The sequence below is a fragment of the Kosmotoga sp. DU53 genome (assembly GCF_001639905.1).
Classification (GTDB): Bacteria; Thermotogota; Thermotogae; order Petrotogales; family Kosmotogaceae; genus Kosmotoga; species Kosmotoga olearia.
The window spans coordinates 22,736-40,309 of record NZ_JGCK01000001.1 but is presented as its reverse complement, the minus strand read 5'-3'; the positions used below and the strand labels follow the sequence as shown (position 1 = coordinate 40,309).

15 protein-coding genes and 1 pseudogene are annotated in these 17,574 nt (G+C 43.7%); 9 read left to right on the top strand and 7 right to left on the bottom strand.

The window, feature by feature from the left end:
• Position 1 precedes the first annotated feature (1 nt).
• From DU53_RS00160 to DU53_RS00120, 9 genes are read left to right on the top strand one after another with little or no spacing between them, the layout of a single operon-like run.
• Entirely contained in the window at positions 2-823 is an 822-nt protein-coding gene (locus DU53_RS00160; RefSeq protein WP_063726858.1) for a type I phosphomannose isomerase catalytic subunit, read from the top strand.
• Positions 813-2,018, top strand: a complete 1,206-nt coding sequence (locus tag DU53_RS00155) for a hypothetical protein (RefSeq protein ID WP_063726855.1) — start codon at positions 813-815, stop codon at positions 2,016-2,018. Before DU53_RS00160 ends, DU53_RS00155 begins: the two co-directional genes overlap by 11 nt.
• Positions 1,999-2,691 carry an FAD-dependent thymidylate synthase gene (thyX, locus tag DU53_RS00150; protein WP_063726853.1) on the top strand — a complete coding sequence of 231 codons (693 nt, stop codon included), beginning with the start codon at positions 1,999-2,001 and terminating at the stop codon, positions 2,689-2,691. The genes DU53_RS00155 and thyX overlap by 20 nt, the downstream gene beginning before the upstream one ends.
• Positions 2,688-3,053 (top strand): hypothetical protein, encoded by a 366-nt coding sequence (locus DU53_RS00145; RefSeq protein ID WP_012744544.1) that lies wholly within the window; start codon positions 2,688-2,690, stop codon positions 3,051-3,053. Before thyX ends, DU53_RS00145 begins: the two co-directional genes overlap by 4 nt.
• A complete protein-coding gene (locus DU53_RS00140) occupies positions 3,050-4,006 on the top strand; it encodes a CBS domain-containing protein (RefSeq protein WP_063726852.1) in 957 nt (318 codons plus the stop codon). The genes DU53_RS00145 and DU53_RS00140 overlap by 4 nt, the downstream gene beginning before the upstream one ends.
• A gap of 39 nt (positions 4,007-4,045) precedes the next feature.
• Positions 4,046-4,378 carry a hypothetical protein gene (locus DU53_RS00135; protein WP_063726850.1) on the top strand — a complete coding sequence of 111 codons (333 nt, stop codon included), beginning with the start codon at positions 4,046-4,048 and terminating at the stop codon, positions 4,376-4,378.
• Complete coding sequence (locus DU53_RS00130; protein ID WP_082853709.1) at positions 4,375-5,118, top strand: PHP domain-containing protein; 744 nt, start codon at positions 4,375-4,377, stop codon at positions 5,116-5,118. The genes DU53_RS00135 and DU53_RS00130 overlap by 4 nt, the downstream gene beginning before the upstream one ends.
• On the top strand, positions 5,109-5,657 hold the full coding sequence (locus DU53_RS00125) for an ATP-binding protein (protein WP_063726848.1): 549 nt from the start codon (positions 5,109-5,111) through the stop codon (positions 5,655-5,657). The genes DU53_RS00130 and DU53_RS00125 overlap by 10 nt, the downstream gene beginning before the upstream one ends.
• A gap of 4 nt (positions 5,658-5,661) precedes the next feature.
• Positions 5,662-8,172 (top strand): outer membrane protein assembly factor, encoded by a 2,511-nt coding sequence (locus DU53_RS00120; protein WP_063726846.1) that lies wholly within the window; start codon positions 5,662-5,664, stop codon positions 8,170-8,172.
• Between the two features lie 59 nt (positions 8,173-8,231).
• On the opposite strand, the gene DU53_RS00115 is transcribed toward DU53_RS00120, so the two are convergent.
• The 7 genes and pseudogenes from DU53_RS00115 to DU53_RS00090 form a co-directional block, all read right to left on the bottom strand.
• Entirely contained in the window at positions 8,232-9,197 is a 966-nt protein-coding gene (locus DU53_RS00115; RefSeq protein WP_012744538.1) for a histone deacetylase family protein, read from the bottom strand.
• Positions 9,194-9,649, bottom strand: coding sequence for a ribose 5-phosphate isomerase B (gene rpiB, locus DU53_RS00110; protein WP_063726844.1), 456 nt, complete (start codon positions 9,647-9,649; stop codon positions 9,194-9,196). The genes DU53_RS00115 and rpiB overlap by 4 nt, the downstream gene beginning before the upstream one ends.
• 23 nt (positions 9,650-9,672) lie before the next feature.
• A complete protein-coding gene (lexA, locus tag DU53_RS00105; RefSeq protein WP_012744536.1) occupies positions 9,673-10,299 on the bottom strand; it encodes a transcriptional repressor LexA in 627 nt (208 codons plus the stop codon).
• 19 nt (positions 10,300-10,318) lie between these two features.
• Positions 10,319-12,758 (bottom strand): annotated as a pseudogene (gene gyrA, locus DU53_RS13280) (DNA gyrase subunit A).
• A 16-nt stretch (positions 12,759-12,774) separates the two neighbouring features.
• Entirely contained in the window at positions 12,775-13,062 is a 288-nt protein-coding gene (locus DU53_RS12605; protein ID WP_235599624.1) for a hypothetical protein, read from the bottom strand.
• Positions 13,037-14,695, bottom strand: a complete 1,659-nt coding sequence (metG, locus tag DU53_RS00095; RefSeq protein ID WP_235599623.1) for a methionine--tRNA ligase — start codon at positions 14,693-14,695, stop codon at positions 13,037-13,039. Before metG ends, DU53_RS12605 begins: the two co-directional genes overlap by 26 nt.
• A 77-nt stretch (positions 14,696-14,772) precedes the next feature.
• On the bottom strand, positions 14,773-17,550 hold the full coding sequence (locus DU53_RS00090; RefSeq protein ID WP_153020781.1) for an O-antigen ligase family protein: 2,778 nt from the start codon (positions 17,548-17,550) through the stop codon (positions 14,773-14,775).
• Positions 17,551-17,574 lie beyond the last annotated feature (24 nt).

The window sequence follows — 17,574 nt, the reverse complement described above, 5'->3', positions numbered from 1 at the left end:
GATGATATACCTTTCTGAACCCCTGTTTTCTGAACGCCCGTGGGGGGATCCTGAACTCAACAAGCTGTATGGTGTGAATTCGGAGCTTCCCATCGGTGAGGTGTGGTTGTTGTGTGATTTTCTTGACAAGAGAACGCCTTTGAAGGATAGTTGTAAGACAGTGTTTCCTATGGATTTGGTATCTGATTTTTGTGATAAGCCTCTCCCGAGATTTCCGCTTTTGATAAAACTCATATCAGCTAAAGACTGGCTTTCTGTTCAGGTTCACCCGGATGATGTCCTGGCAAGGAAGCTAGAAAAGGAGCCATGGGGAAAGACGGAAGCCTGGTATTTTATAAGTGACGGGACGATAGCAGCCGGTTTTTCTGATCCGGAGATTGTAAATAAAAAAGATATTTCAGAGATAAAAGCGGAGGATCTGAACATTCTCGACGTTCACAAAGGTGAACTGATAAAACTCCCGGCAGGTATGGTTCATGCGCTTGGACCGAACACCCGCTTGCTGGAAATACAGCAGGCATCTGATTTAACCTACAGGATCTATGATTGGGACAGGCCGCGGGAGCTTCATCTGGAGAAGGCCAGGCTTGCCATCAAGCCGTCGTTAACACCGAAAATTGAGGCACTGAAAGATTTTGAGACGAGAGATATGGGTATCTTTAAACTCACATTAACCAATAAAGCCTCGGGAAAGGGGATATTTGTAACTCTCGAAGAAAAGCCTAGAGCCTATGTTGTTGTAGATGATTCGCTGGAGACCAAAAAAATCGGGCTCTGGATAGAACCTGGAGAATATTGGAAGGGTGTTTCATATGAAGTATAAGATCGTACTTACTCTAGTTTTACTGATGTCCTTTGTCTACATTTTCGCGATGGATGTAAATGAGGGAATAATATTACTCCTTTCGAAAGATTACGCTCAAAAGATATTTTTCGCTCAAGACGACTCGGAGATTTCGAAGGTTTTCAGCTGTATAGCTTATGGTGTGAGATATATGGAGAATCTCGCATGGATAGACAAAGACAGGTTTTATGATTCCTTAAAAGAACTAAAAAGGGAAGAACTACCAGAAGAGATCATTATAGGGTTGGACGTTTTGGAAACGGCGATCTCCACTTCCACCGTGGGTGCACTGGCATTGTTTGAAGAATCCGCCGAAAGCTCTGTTGCAGCAGCAATTGCTTTAAGGCTCTACAAAATCGACTGGACAGAAACCCGCGACCCGAACGCAGGCAAGGCTATGTTGAGAATAGCGGAAACACTTCAAAAAAAATATCCTGAAGCTTATTTGCCGTACGAGGCAATCTTTCTCTTTCATTCTTCGAGTGTCTTCGGAGATAAGTCAGAATTCTTGAGATACAGGGATATTGTTTTAGGGATGATTGATGAAAGCGATGAATTCTCTGCCATATTACAGGCTCTGATAAAAGGTGAATACTATCTTGGGTTGTACGAGGAACTCCTGGAGGATTACAGGAAACTCACAGATCCAGGCGATGAAACAAAATTCTATGCGGCGATGGCCGAATTTGAAACAGGATCGCAGGGAACGGCAGAAATCCTTTTGAAGGATACCAACCTATCTTCTCTACCTTCGAAGATGGCTTCTAAAGGGTTCGAGGTCCTCGGCAAGATTGCGGAAAATGAAGGCAACACGGATTCGGCGATATATTATTTCAAGCGTGCTATTAAATTTAACGGGAAGAATCGTGATGCTCTGGTACATCTTGGATTCCTTTACATGAATTCAGATCTGGAAGAGCACGACACCCTGGCCAGATACTATTTCGAAATGAGTGGTATGGAAGATTATGACCCGGAGGTAGCGGAGGCTCTGAACGTACTTCGTAAGCGACTGGTACTGCGGATCATTTTCTATCAGGTGCTCCCGCTGATTGCTGCGGTTGTACTTGGGTTAATTTTGGTAGAATATATATATAATAAAGAGAAAGAAAAAAACAGGAAGAAGAAGCCTTACGGAAGTAGAGGAGGATTCCATGGAGATAAAGGTTCTTGAAAAGGGTTTTGTCAGACTTGTAGAGGTAATGGGGGATGACTTTTCTGCTGTTCAGGCTGCGAGAGTCAGTTATGGGAAAGGATTAACAACCCCCGAACGTGATAAAAAACTGATTTTTTATCTCATGGAGCACGGACACCACTCTCCTTTTGAACATATCATCTTTAAGTTTCACATAAAACTGCCCATCTTTGTGATGCGCCAGCTGGTGAGGCATCGAATTGCTTCGATAAATGAGCGTAGCGGAAGATACACTGAATTCAGCGATGAGTGGTACATCCCCGAAAGGATCAGAACACCCGATAAAGTCAATCGGCAGGGGTCAGTGTTTGTCGATGATGACGATCTGAATTCAGAGGGGATAAGACTTATTGAAAAAACCATCGAAAAAACTTATCAGGCTTACAAAAGGCTTTTGGAAATGGGTGTGGCACGGGAACTCGCCAGAATCGTGTTGCCAACATCGATGTACACCGAGTGTTACTGGACAATAAACGCGAGGAGCATGATGAATTTTTTGAATCTGAGAGCGGATTCCCATGCTCAGTATGAAATGCAGCAATATGCTCTCGCAGTTGCAAAGATATTCAAAAGTAAATGTCCGGTTACCTATGAAGCCTTCCTTAATTTTGCGTATACCGGCGATCTTTTGAAAACGGAGGGATGCTTATGACTCTTGAGGAAATTTGCAAGTTTTTGGGCTGCGAAATTCTGAACGATACCGGGGATTTAGATAAACGGCAGATCGAGTACATAGGAGCTGCTGATCTAATGAGTGATGTGCTTGCCTTCGGTACCCCTAATATGCTACTGGTAACCGGCCTCAACTCTCCACAGTGTGTTAGGACTGCCTCGGTTGTGGGTGCAGCCGGCGTGCTGATTGTTAGAAAAAGGGAGGTGCCAGAATCCACCGTCAATCTTGCAAAGGATCTGGAAATCCCTCTATTGCATGCACGGATTTCAATGTACAAGGCATGTGGAAAACTCTATGACCTCAACCTCAAAGATGCGTTAGAGGAAGTGAATGGGTTTTGAGCGACGAAGGCGTTGATAAACTAATTGAAAAACTCAGAAAGTTTTTTTCGCATATCAAAGCTGGCGAAATAATGACCAAGAACATAATCACAATGACTCCAGAAAGAACCCTCTGGCAAGCCAAAGAATTGATGAAGCTCCGAAAAATCTCCGGCATCCCTATTGTAAATCGCGACAATAAGCTCCTGGGAATCGTGAGTATTGAGGATATCATTGTTGCCCTTGAGAAGGATCACATCAGGGACAAAATAGGGGAGCACATGACAAAAGACGTGATCGTTCTCAAACCAGATGAAGAACTTGAATCGATACTGCAAAAATTCGACAGGTATCGTTATGGGCGTTTTCCCGTTGTCGATGAATCCGGGAAACTCGTGGGTTTAGTAACCAAAAAGGATATAATCAGCGCGATCCTTGAACGATTCAGGATCATATACGTTCATGACGAGCGTAGAAGCAGAGTATTAGAAAATACTAATAAATGGTTTGAACGCTCGTTAATTACAGGCGATTACGTCGAAAAAAAGAAAGCGGATTTCTTCTTTGCGATAAATTACACCGACGTGGACCTTGCAGGAATGGGAGCTGCAAGATTGAAACGCTTCTTAATGGAAAAGATAAAAGATGAGAATCTTGTGCGCAAGGTATCGATTGCCACCTATGAGGCTGAGGTCAATGTGGTCATTCACAGTGGAAGCGACGGCTTCATCTACTGCTGGATAGACGATGATGCCGTCAGGGTGCGAGTTGAAGATCACGGCAAAGGTATTGAAAATATTGAAATGGCCATGAAGGAAGGATATTCCACCGCCTCTGATCATGTCAGGGAATTAGGATTTGGAGCTGGAATGGGACTCCCAAATATGAAGCGCTATTCTGATAAGATGGTGGTCATGTCAGAAGTGGGAAAAGGTGTCGTTGTAGAAATGATATTTTACATGAACAAAAAATAATCGCTATTACCGGTTTGATTTAGAGGGGAGGGGTCTTCTTTGCTTTTGAGGGAGATTATTGATAAATGCAATCTTAAAGTGATTGAAGCCGAAAACCTTGATGTGGAAATCTCCAATGGTTATGTAGGTGATCTTCTAAGTGATGTTATGGGGAACGCGCCAGGTGATTCTATCTGGTTAACGGTTCAGTCTCACATGAATATCGTAGCTGTAGCTTCCATCGTGGGGGTCAAAGCCATCGTATTGTGTAACGGGTTGACATACGAAGATGAAACCAGAGAGAAAGCAAAAGAAAACGCTATAGCGCTCCTGTCCTCCAGCGAAAACTCTTTTAAGACCTGCATGAAACTTTTTGAAGCAGGTCTGAGGTGATAGGTTTGGGGCTTAAGAAATTTTCCTGTGATTTTCACGTACATACGTGCCTTTCGCCCTGTGCGGATATCACCATGACACCCAGGGCGGTTGCTGAGGTTTTAACGGAGAAGGGCATAGATTGGATAGCCGTAACTGATCATAATTCCGCCGGTAATGTTCGGACCTTTATGAAGGCCCTTACTCTTCAAGGGATCAAGGTGATACCCGGTATAGAGGTTCATACCGCCGAAGACGTTCATCTTCTTGCATATTTTCCGGATGCTGAAACCGCTGAAGATTATTCCAGCTGGTTGTATGATAAGATTCCTGACATATCCATTGATCCAGAAAAATTTGGGTATCAGCTTTTTGTAAATGAGAATGATGAATTCATTGGAATGGAAGAAAAATGGCTTGGCCAACCGGCGAATGTGAAGATCCATGAAGCTATTCAGGAAATACTTAAAAGGAAGGGCATCTTTGCTTTTGCGCACGCTGAGAGAAGAATGGGTATTTTGTATCAACTTGGATTCATTCCACCTGTGGCGAATCCGGTTCTGGTAGAAGTTGCTTTTAAAAAGACCCTTTATGAGTTCCCTTCGAATGTAGCAATAAATTGTTTACATTCCTCGGACGCCCATTCTTTGAACATGTTGAAGCCTTCCATGGTCGTAGAATGTGAGCGTCGAACGTTTGAGGCCTTCAAGAAAAGCTTATTGATAGATTATGAAGCGAGGGTGAGAATAAATTGGGTTTGAGAACCATAGCAGATCATATACTGGATATCTGCCAAAACGCGGTTGATGCGGGTGCTTCACAGATTAAGTTGTCGATAGAAGAAATATCCGGGGAGCGCTTTTCCTTTGTGGTTGAAGACAATGGAAAGGGAATTCCAGAGGAAAAGTTAAAAGAAATTCTCGATCCTTTCTATACTGAAAAGAAAAAGAAAGTGAAATTCGGTTTGGGTCTTCCTATGCTCAAGTTTGCTTCGGAATCTACCGGAGGAAGTTTTTCTATTCAATCCAAACCGGGTGTGGGCACAAAGGTGAGCGCAACATTCAATCTGTCAAATATAGACTGTCAGCCTGTGGGAGATTTAGCGTCCGCGATCTTTTCAGCGATAACGATGGAGGCCGGTGTTAATTGGCAAATAGTACGGGTAAAGGGGAAAAATGGATACAGTCTCACCACTGAAGAGCTAAAAAAAATTCTCGGTGATGATTTCTACTCCAATCCTATGAAGATGAAAAAAATAATGGAACTTTTAAATATGATGGAAAATTCATTGGGAGGTTAAGAAGATGAGGAAAGTTTCGGTTCTTTTATTGGGTTTTTTGATCTTTTCAGTCATTGTGATGTCTGGAGTTGTGGTCAAGAAAATCGAGATTACAGGGAACACCATTCTCAAGGATTCCGAGATAAGAGAACTGTTGGGAATAAAACTGAGAACGGAGATTGACCGCGAAACGCTCGAAGCTTCCCTGGGGTCTCTTACCGATTCCGGTTATTTCAAAAACGTGGATTATTCTTTTGATGAGGCCTCTGGCCTTCTTAGCATAACCGTCGAGGAATTTCCCGGTGCTGATGTTGAGATAACCTTCGTTGGTCCAAAAATTGCAGACAAAGACACGTTGCTGGCTTCAGGAGTGACGATAGAAGATGGAAAACCTTTAAATCCAACACGTATTATTTACGAGATTCCGAGATCCGTTGAGGGCCTAACCGAAACTCTGAAATCTCTTGGATACCCTGAAGCGTTTTTTGATATCGAATGGGATACGGAACCGGATAAGAAAGATATTATGCGCGGGAATGTTGAAGACCATATAAAGATTATTTTCAAGATCAAGCCTTATTATCTCTGGGATGTAGAAATCGAAGCACCTTTATCTGAAAGGGCACTCGAAGAACTCAAGAACACCGCGAAGCTTAAAACTTTCAAGAGTTATTACGAAGCTCCCGGGATAATTAGACTGTTTATGAAGGAGAGTTCTTATGTTCCTAAAGCAAGCGATATAGCTTCCGCTGTGCGTTCGATTTTCAGTACTTACTATGTTAATCCCGAAGGGTCCTGGGGATTAGAAAAGGTCTATCGGGCGCTGGCTTTCGCATACAGCAATGCCTTAAAAACCGCAAGAGAGGTGGAGCTACCTGAAGGCGTAGAAGGCCAGGCAAAAATCATCACTCTTTCATTCAAGCCCGCTTCGTACATTGCCAGACCGATGGAAGTCAAAACGATCTTTTTCACCGGAAATGAGCACGTTTCAAGCCTCACACTTTTAAATGCTGTGGGCATCAAGGAAGAAGAGGTAATAGATTCTGAGAAAATAGCAAAAGCGCTTCAGGCAATCCAGGAAGTTTATTCAAAAGAGGGCTATCCCTTTACAAAACAACAGGTGAGAATTGATGAGAATCTTGGATCCCTGACTTTTGAGATAACAGAGTTGAAGGTAGGAAATATAAATGTCGAATACGTGGGTGAGCACAAGACCAGAGATTACCTGATCAAGGACAAGATCGTGCTCAAAAAAGGTGAGGTACTGAGCTTAAAAGATTACCAGAACACATATGCATTCCTCAATTCCACGGGATATTTCGACTCTGTTGTTATAAATCCAATTCCTTCAGATGATGAGACGCTCGACGTCAAAATTGTTCTTGATGAAAAGGATAAAAACGGAAAGATAATGGGTGGCGGAGGTTGGCAGGATGGCCTCATGCTTAACCTGGACGTCGGGTTCCTGAACCCCTTTGGGTACGGTCAGGATATTTCTCTGAAGGCGAACGTGAACTTTCCCGTTGGTGGAAGCAAAACAACGATAAGCACAGATGAAACCACCGGGGCGACTATTACTGAAACCAGTTCACCAACGTACGACTTATCATTTTCATATATCGTTCCAAAAATTTTCGCCTCGAATTGGGATGTTGGTTTGAGCATGAAGCTTCGTTCCACAGGAAAGAGCACTGAAGAAGCCACCGAAACGGCACCAGATACAATTGAAGCAACCATTAAGGAAGAAAGAGAATATCGTATTGATTTAGCATTGGCTCCAACTTACAACCTGTCTGCAGCTGAAAAAATCAGAACAAGTGCGGGATTTGAGTATATAAATATTTATACAGAAACCGCTACGGAATTGAGAACCGCTACTTCAACTGAAGTTGCAACCAGTCAGACGGCAAACACATTCTACGGTCTTTATACCTCTCTTTCCTACAGTTACAGTACCCGGGATGATCTTCTGAGACCGAAAAACGGGACAGAATTCTCTGCAAGGCTGTATGCCCGGGGAATCTTTGGCAATGAACCTTTTGCAGGAGTAATGTTTGAATTCAAAAAGTTCATCGATCTGGGACCTTTACCGATAGCCAAAGGATTGGGGAATCCGGTCCTTGGTTTTAGAGCGCGAACAGATCAATTGTTCCCCTTTAATGAATATAACAAGGTCTTTGAAACTTATCTGCTTTCACCCGGTACCTATCTTAGAGTGAAAAACGGTGGTTTGGTGGTGGGAAATGATGTTTATGGTGTGACAGCAGCTTCTCTGCAGTTGAGAGTTCCCCTCGTTGAAATCCGTGGAAGCATGCCTCTCGATTTTGTTCTTTTTGGAGATCTTGTTTACTATCGTGAAGGTGCCAACATCGCTGATCTGATTGGAAATAAGTCTATTTGGGATGCCGGTGTAAGCCTTGAAATAAGTCTACCCATGATAGGGCTGTTCAGAGTGGGTTGGGGCTGGAATTCGGTGTACGGAGAAAGCACGGATTATTCCGGAACCTTCTTCTTCGGAATAGGACCGGTCTTTTGATCGGAGCCAATCGACAACAAAAAAGGGGCTTTCAAGCCCCTTTTTTCTATTTTTGCCTGTTATAGCAAACCCGCAAAGAAATTTCTTGAAGCTCGCATGTTCGCGTCAGGATTGTATCCGCCTTCTTGAATCAGCACGATCGAAAAGTCGAGATCTTTCAAAGCTTTTCCTATTAAATAGTAATCCTTGTCTTCAAGAGAGAAATGGCCTACTGGATCTTCCTTGTGTGTATCAAAACCCAGAGAAACAATCAGAAGATCCGGGTCAAAGTTCTCTATTTCTGCCAGGGCCTTCTCAAGGGTTCTCAAATAATCGGTTCCTGTCGTTTCACCAGGCAAAGGAAAGTTGAAATTGTATCCGACACCGTCTTCTTCGCCTATCTCCCAGTCATAACCGCTTATCCATGGATAGAATTTTTCCGGATCGCCGTGCAGTGATACGTAAAGAACCGTGCTGTCGGCGTAGAAAATCTCCTGTGTTCCGTTGCCATGATGAAAGTCGAGATCCAGTATGGCAACGTAACCGTGGGTATATTTCTGGAAGTACCTTGCTGCTATTGCGGCATTGTTGAAATAACAGTACCCACCCGCCTGGGAGCTGGAAGCATGGTGACCGGGTGGGCGGCAGAGAGCATATACGATTGTCTCACCCGTAAGGATTTCATCCACAGCATTCAAACTTGCAGAAACTGCATTCAATGCAGCAAAAAACGAATTTCTTGTTATTGGTGTTCCTGTATCGAAAACCTTATCGTATCCAAAAACCTCTGGAAAGTACTCCTCTCCTGGCTCGACTCCTTCTGACCTTTTCTTCAGCCAGTGAACGTAATCATGATCGTGTACGAGATAAAGATAAGAGCTATAGTAGTCTCTTGGTTCGTTGAAAGAAAAGCCAAAGTGTCTCTCAAGGCTTTCTCTTATCGCTTCGATACGATCCGGTTTATCGGCATTTTCTACCCATTTTCCGTTGTCCATCTCTTTTTTTGGAATGTGCAGGAGATGACGACGATCATAAAAAATCTTCAATCAGACCGCCTCCGTAGATCCGGTAGATCATCGATCTTTCTTATTCTGCGTTCGTGGCGACCACCCTCGAACCCGGTTTCAAAGAACACCTCTACGATTCTCCTGGCAAGTTCAACACCGATTAATCTTCCACTTAATACGAGAACGTTCGCATCATTATGTTTTCTTGTCATTCTTGCCATTTCGGGATAAAGACATAGCGCTGCCCTTACCCCTTTATAACGATTAGCGGCTATGGACATGCCGAGTCCTGTTCCGCAGATAAGGATTCCGCGTTCCGCTGTCCCTTCTGAAATCGCTTCTGCAACTTTCGCCGCGTAGTCAGGATAATCCACCGATTCCTCAGAGGATGGACCGTAATCAATAACGTCATGTCCTGCTGAGCTTAAAAAATCTATGAGTTCTTTTTTCATAGCGAATCCCGCGTGATCTGAAGCAATAGCCACCTTCACAATCATCACCTCGAAATCCTAATCTATTTATACCATCTCAATAGTCCAACCAGCTTCCCCTGGATTTTTACCCTGTCAGCTTCCAGAACAATGGGAAGCATTTCGGGGTTCGAAGGAACAAGGCGAACCTTCGGCCCTTCGTGTTCAAAGCGTTTCAAAGTAGCATTCTCACCGTCAATAAGAGCAACGACAATGTCTCCATTGTTTGCCCATTCCTGCTTCCTGATAACAACGTAATCCCCGTTGAGTATATGGGATTCGATCATGCTGTTTCCGGTAACCTTAAGAACGTAGTATTCGAATCCACGTCTTACCATCCACATGGGAACCGGAATGCTTTCATCGCGATTCTCGATAGCACGAATAGCCTCGCCTGCTGCGATGACCCCAACTACCGGTAACATGACCACATCGTTTTCAAGGGTTACCGAACCTCCAGACGCATCACGAATCACACGAATTCCCCGGGAAACTCCCGTTCTTTCAATATAGCCCTTCTTTTCCAGGGCTTCCAGGTGCTTCGCAGCTCCTCGGGGAGATGAGATATTGAAATCTCTGCATATATCCCTGATGCTTGGCGGATAACCATTGAGTTTTATGAACTTTTCTATGTATTCCAGGATTTCCCTCTGGCGTTCTGTCAGGTTCACGGATAACCCACCTCCTGAACTATACTTCCGCCTGATCAACAACAACGGCGAGACTCGCCACCGTATCATCATCACGAAGCTCCACAACCTTAACTCCCTTTGTTACTCTTCCCGTCGGTCTTATATCAGCAGCCGGGATTCTTATGGACATACCGTTTTTGGTTATAACTATGATTTCGTCTTCATTGGTTACCACAAGAGAACCCACAACATATCCTGTTCTTTCGAGACCGTAGATATTTTTCACACCCATGCCAGCACGGTGCTGAGGTCTGTATTCACTGAGAGGCGTTCGTTTTCCTACGCCTCTTTCTGTAGCTGTGAAAAGATAGCGTTCATCATCCGGGAGTACTATCGTAGCGGAGACGACCTCATCATCACCACGAAGGGCCATCGCTTTGACACCGGCTGCTGTACGTCCCATGGGTCTGATCTGCGAAATCGGGAACCTTATAACCATTCCTTTGCGTGTGGAGATAATTATGGTTTCTTCTTCCGAAGTGCTGATGCCAGCATCAACGACACTATCACCTTCGTTGAGTGTTATAGCCTTTATACCGGATGTTCGCGAGTTGATAAAGGCTTCAAAGGGGGTACGCTTTATTTTGCCCTTTCTGGTCGTAATTATTAGATGCTTGTTTGCGACTTCTTCGCGTTTTACGGATAGAACCGCTTGCACGGTTTCGTCGGGTTCGATTTTCACGTAATTGGCCAGGAGTTTGCCTCTGGAACTGCGTGAAGTACATTCGAGCTCATAGTTGTTTATAAAGTAAGCTTTACCCTTGGATGTGATAACAACGGTTTTACTGAGACGGGTCGTACTTACCACGTTTGTGACGAAGTCAGCATCGGTGGTTTTGACACCCCTTATACCTTTTCCGCCTCTACCCTGCTTGCGGTAGTCCTCAAGCGGTGTCGCTTTTATATAACCTTTTTTGGTGACGGTGACAACCACTTCATCATCCGGGATAACATCTTCGACGTTAAAATCGGTGTTCCCATCTATGCTTATTTTTGTTCTGCGAGCATCGCCGTACTGGGCCTCAAGTTCCTGAAGCTCTTTTTTGATGATCTGGTATATGTTTTTATTCGTCGGAGAGAATCTCTCTGTACTCTTTTATTTTTTCTACCAGCTCAGCATATTCATTAACGAGTTTATCGATCTCCAGAGCGGTTAGTTTTCCGAGTCTCATCTCGAGTATTGCCTGGCTCTGCTCCGGAGTTATCTCAAGTGTCTCCTGCAAATTTACGGAAGCTTCCTGGATGTTCTTTGAATTTCTGATGATATCAACGACTGTATCGATGGCTCTTGAAGCTTTCGTCAGACCTTCGAGAATATGGGCCTTCTTAGAAGCTTGTTCAAGTTCATACTCTGTGCGCCTCTTTACAACCTCATAACGATGTTTGATGAAGGCCTGGAATATCTCCTTGAGGTTCATCAATTTCGGGCGCTTTTTCTCATCTATCACCAGCATGTGTGCGCCAAAGGTTGTTTGAAGCTGTGTGTGTTTATAAAGAAGGTTCAAAACAACGTTAGGATCGGCGCCGCGTTTCAACTCGACAACCACTCGAAGCCCTCGTTTGTCTGACTCATCCCTGACATTTCTTACCTGGATATCCCGTACATTCTGGGCAACGTTCGCTATCTGCTGGATCAAGTCAGCCTTTGAAACGCCGTAAGGTATCTCGCTTATTACAATACGGGTGCCTCCTTTTGCTTCTTCAATCTCCGCGACCCCACGAACTACCATTCTACCGCGACCGGTTTCATACATCTTTTTGATGCCGTCACGGCCCATGATAATACCGCCGGTAGGAAAGTCAGGGCCTTTCACATACTGCATCAACTCTTCGATGGTGGCATCCGGATTGTCTATAAGCGCAGTTAGAGCTCCAACAAGTTCGGAGAGATTGTGGGGTGGAATATTGGTCATCATTCCAACAGCGATGCCTGAAGCTCCGTTCATCAACAGGTTGGGAGCTTTAGCCGGAAGAACCTCTGGCTCTATAAGAGAACCATCGAAGTTTGGAATCATCTTCACTGTATTCTTATCAATGTCTGCGAGCAATTCTTCGGCCAATCGTTGCATACGGGCTTCGGTATAACGCATCGCTGCAGGTGGGTCACGGTCTATAGAACCGAAATTTCCCTGCCCTTGAATTAAGGGATAACGCATAGAGAATGGTTGGGCCATCCTCACAAGGGCATCGTAGATCGCCATGTCACCATGAGGATGGAATTTACCCATTACTTCACCGACGATTCTCGCGCTTTTCTTGTAAGATTGATTGTGACGGAGACCGAGCTCCAGCATACCAAAAAGGATCTTTCTTTGAACCGGTTTCAAACCGTCTCTTACATCGGGAATAGCACGCCCGACAATTACGCTCATGGAATAGAGCATATAAGAAGTTATCATTTCATCGTTTATTGATCTCGATATTATTTCCTCGGGCAAAGTAGTGCCTCCTCTCTCAAGAAACTTTTGCGCCTGGTTTTATATCCCTGTGAACGGTCAATACTGTTAAAGAGTCTTCGATTTTTGCTGCCAAGAGCATGCCCTGAGATTCGATGCCCATAAGCTTTGCAGGTTTCAAGTTGGTTACAACCACAATCTTGAGCCCAATTAGCTCTTCAGGATTATAATGCTGGGCGATTCCGGCAACAATCTGGCGCTCGCCAAGCTCGCCAAGATTTATTTTGAGTTTTATTAATTTTCGTGACTTCTCCACCTTTTCAGCTTCCATGGATTTCGCCGACACGAAGTTCCACCTTAGCAAAATCACTTATCTCTATAAGGTTATCTTCTTTTCCTTCCACAGATGCTTCTGCTTTTTTCTCTTCCAGCATTTTACTCACCCACCTGTGCTTTTTAACATCTATTCTCGGGAACAAAGGTTCACCGTGCTTAACGCTTACTCCGTTCTTTGTTAATCCCAATTTCAAGTGCGTAAAGTCTAGTTCCGCTGCCTGTCCTATCCTCTCTCTGATTGCCTTTGCGGTATTTGGCATAACAGGCTCAATCATCAGCGAAACTATTCGAAGTGTATCTACAAGATTGTAAAGAACCGTGTTCAGTCTTTCAGCCTTCTCTGGGTCTTTCCCCAGTTTCCATGGTTCTGTAAGATCGATATACTTATTTCCAAATCTGGCGAACCTCCAGATTGCATCCAGTGCAGGGGTGAATCTGAGATTATCCATGTGATCTATGTATTCCGCTATAACCTCCTCTGCCAGCCCGTAAAGCTGGTTGTCTACGTCTTCAACAACGCCCTTTTTAGGAACAATGCCGTTGTTGAATTTCTCGATCATGGCAACCGTTCTGTGCAGAAGGTTCCCAAGGTCATTGGCCAGGTCAGCATTTATTCTGTGTACCAGATTTTCCTCCGAAAAATCTCCGTCTCTGCCAAACTGTATGTCCCTTAAAAGATAGTATCGAACGGCATCGTTTCCATAGGCTTTTACGAATTCCCTTGGGTCTATGGCGTTACCAAGGGATTTGGATATCTTCTGGCCATTTACCGTCAACCAGCCGTGCGCATAGATCTGTTTTGGCAAAGGAAGCCCGACAGACATCAGCATTGCAGGCCATATTAGCGAATGAAAGCGATTTATTTCTTTTCCAATGATATGTACATCAGCTGGCCAATATCTATGGAATGTCTCGGGGTCATCTATATATCCAATAGCGCTTATGTAATTTATCAAAGCATCAACCCAAACGTATATAACATGTTCAGGGTCGTTCGGCATTGGAACTCCCCACTTGAAAGAGGTGCGGGTAATGCTCAGATCCCTGAGACCATTTTCGAGTATTCTCAACATTTCGTTTCTTCGAAAATCAGGTTGTACAAATTCCGGGTGCTCCTGAAAGTGTTTGAGCAAAGCGTCGTTATATTTTGAAAGCCTGAAGAAGTAATTTTCCTCGCTTACCCATTTGACCTCTCTGCCGCAGGATGGGCAAACTCTTTCTTCTCCGATATCCTCTTCCGTCCAGAATGTTTCACAGGGCACACAGTACCATCCTTCGTACTTCCCTTTGTAAACATCGCCATTCTCAAGCATCTTTTTCACAAAGAGCTGGACGGTTTTCATGTGGCGTTCATCTGTGGTCCTGACGAAATAATCGTTGGTAATCTGCAGCTCTTTCCAGAGAACCTTAAATTTTTCAGCGAGTTGATCGCTGTAGGTTTGCGGATCAAGGTTTTCTTCTTTCGCAGCTTGTAGAACCTTTTGACCATGCTCATCGGTTCCGGTTAGAAAAAACACATCGTATCCGATCAGCCGCTTGTATCGCGCCACAATATCGGCAACGATTGTGGTATATGCAGAACCTATATGGGGTTCAGAATTTATGTAATAAATCGGTGTGGTAACATAAAACTTAGGCTTCATAGTACACCTCCGTCTTTTGGTTATTTTAATTATATCATGGTTTATACGCCTGTATTCCTGATTTTATCAGAATTTACCTAATTAGTGCTGATTTTTTCGTAAAGTTCTATGAACTTTTCAGCTCTCTTTTTCAACTCCTCAGAACGGAATTTAGAGAGTCCTTCTTTTGTCTTCACGTAAACGCCATGATAGATTTCTGATAGTTCTCTCATGAACCTTTCGTACTCTTTCTGATGCTTTTCCTTTAGGTTCCCGGCGTACTTCAAAGCGATTCCAAGAGTATCATCCGGAATACCATAATATCCTCCTTCCCACATTCCTTCGCATGCAAAGGCATGTTTTTTGGCTATTTCAAGAATTCTATTGGAAACAGCCGTTGTATCTCCGCCTACTGATACTACCGCCGTCATGTACTCGCCGTAAATTCCTTCCCAGTCACTGTAGCGGTTCCACGTACCGGGGAGAAGCGTTACGGCCAGATCGTACCAGTAGTACATCTGTGTCTTTGCATAATTTTCGAACCTCTCTATTTGCATTAAAAGATCAGCCAAATCGATGGTATCAGAATATAATTTCTCGCGCACCAAAAGGAAAGAACCATATCTTTTTAGCTCTTCGTAAACCTTTTTATAAAGGCCTCCAACGATTTTTGGGGTCTGACGCTCACTGAAGAATATCATCGATGACTCATAGTAATCTATCGAGTCGAGAACCGCCTGGATCTGCGCAAGGAAAGAAAGATATAGCTTGTCTGAAAGCTCTGTGAGTTTTTCTTTGTGTGCTTTCACAAATTCTTTGAAAGGAACGGTACGGATATTTCTTTCGGGTAACGGTATAACCCTGAGATCTCCTTTGAACTCATCTACTATGAGGGCAGCGTATGGATCCTCTCCCATCAATGTTTGAATCACTTTCTCTTTATCAGAGGAAAGGGAATAAACCCTTTCGGGTTTGATACCAAAGGCAGCAAGATACCATAGAGGTTTTCCGAAAACCGGGTAAATCCTGTAAGAACGTTCGAAGTAATCGACTGCCCTGTTGTAGTATGCACGCGTTTTACTTTGAAGAGCTTCTGCTGTCTGAAGTTCCCGCATTAGATTCGCTCTGATGGCGTCAAATTCCTTTTTTCTTTCTGATTCTATTGCTTTCAAGAACTCTACCTGAGAGAGTCCGCCGAATTTACTTCTGAGCTCTTTTTCTCTGGCAGCATAGTAATTTCCGACATTCTTAAGGTAAGCAAATTCACCGCGGTAATTTTCCAGATCTTTCAGTTTGTTCTTTATAGCAACCGGGTTTCTCTTGATAGCCTCTCTTGCGTATGCATAATAATATTGCTGGGCGACCTGCCCTTTGCGGAAAAAGCCTTCACCGAGATAAGCAGTGGTCTTTAAGAAAATAATGGTTCCACTGAGTATTACAAAGGGTATCGCCAGAGCAGTTCTTGAGATCTGCAGTTCTTTTAGGTCATCATTGAAGTATGTTCCCATAGTAATGGACATTATGAAAACCCCGGCCATCAGGTTGGGCTGCATATGGAGTGGAAATTCAAACATCGTATGCATGGCTAATGAGAATATCGCCGCGCCAAATGCTCCGTACATGAGAATATCCGTTTTGTTTTTTAGCCTTAACATAGTTCGGAAGTAACGTGACACCATGAAGATCAAAAAGAGCACTACCATGGAAAAACCGAGAATCCCTGTTTCGCTGAGAGCTTGAACATAATCGTTGTGGGTTCTCTTGAAGTTATTCCATACAACTGTATAATCTGGACGTTCCTGAATAACGTAAGGTGAATAGAGAAGATGATAAAGCTGGAACGTCCCAATTCCCGTTCCAAAAATGATCCTTGAAGGATGCGAAGGATCTATCCACTGGTAGATGGAATTCAACCACGCGGAAAATCTCTCTTTCCACGATTTGGAAGAAGTTAATACGTATTCGAGTCTCCGGGTTATATTCAACTTACCCTTACCGGTTAGAGGAGAAGGAGTGAGGTATAGAATTGAGAGAACTATTGCAAGAACCAGCGCCGCAACAATGAAAATTCGTGATAGTTTTACAAGCGCTGGATCTTCTTCATGCTGGAATTTCCTTGATAAAAGCAGATAAACAATGATGAACAACAGGTTTCCCAACAATATTCCCGTCATGACCGTTCGCGTTTCGGCAACGAATACCGCAGCGATCATAGGAGCGAGGAAGAGCAGCATGGAACTCTTCAATAGGATTATCCCCATACGAGATTTCACAACTTTTTTCAGCGGGTATGGATTTACAAGGAAGTAGATGATCATTGGAATGGTAAGCCCCATATAATCGGAAACAAAATTCGGATTTCCTATAGTTGAACGTGCCGAAGCTCTCTGGAATGGGGCCCCCACCTTTCCGAGAAAGAGATCGAAACCAGCATAATAGTTAAGGAGCGCGTCAATCGCAACAACAAAAGCACCGATGATGAAGAAAAACATGGCAAATTCTATTTTTAATCTTGTATCGAATTCTTTTGAGATGTAGAAAGATGTTAGAACGACAAAGAGTGCGAACAAAGCAACATCGAGAGAGTAGCGGAAGTACTGGGGGTTCTCAGCACTGACAGAGATAAGGGATAGAATAGCTGTGATACCAAATCCCAGAGCAGCCAGATGAACGTAAGAGTATTTAATTGTGATTTTTTTATTGCTAAAAAGCGCGGACAGAATAATAATCGTGAAACCTATTACATAAAGAAGATGTTTGCCTGTTGAAGGTTCGTGGGTGAAGTTCTTAACAACGAAAAGTGGTATCACCACACTCATCATATAATAGATAAAAAGTTGAGCTTTGAAAGTGCTGTTGTAAGCTTTATTTTCCACAAAAATCACCTCTGACATCTACAA

Excerpts from the sequence above, each read along its gene's own strand:
- DU53_RS00160 (WP_063726858.1), top strand. The coding sequence starts at position 2 with ATGATATACCTTTCTGAACCCCTGTTTTCTGAACGCCCGTGGGGGGAT.
- DU53_RS00155 (WP_063726855.1), top strand. The coding sequence starts at position 813 with ATGAAGTATAAGATCGTACTTACTCTAGTTTTACTGATGTCCTTTGTC.
- thyX (WP_063726853.1), top strand. The coding sequence starts at position 1,999 with ATGGAGATAAAGGTTCTTGAAAAGGGTTTTGTCAGACTTGTAGAGGTA.
- DU53_RS00145 (WP_012744544.1), top strand. The coding sequence starts at position 2,688 with ATGACTCTTGAGGAAATTTGCAAGTTTTTGGGCTGCGAAATTCTGAAC.
- DU53_RS00120 (WP_063726846.1), top strand. The coding sequence starts at position 5,662 with ATGAGGAAAGTTTCGGTTCTTTTATTGGGTTTTTTGATCTTTTCAGTC.
- metG (WP_235599623.1), bottom strand. The coding sequence starts at position 14,695 with ATGAAGCCTAAGTTTTATGTTACCACACCGATTTATTACATAAATTCT.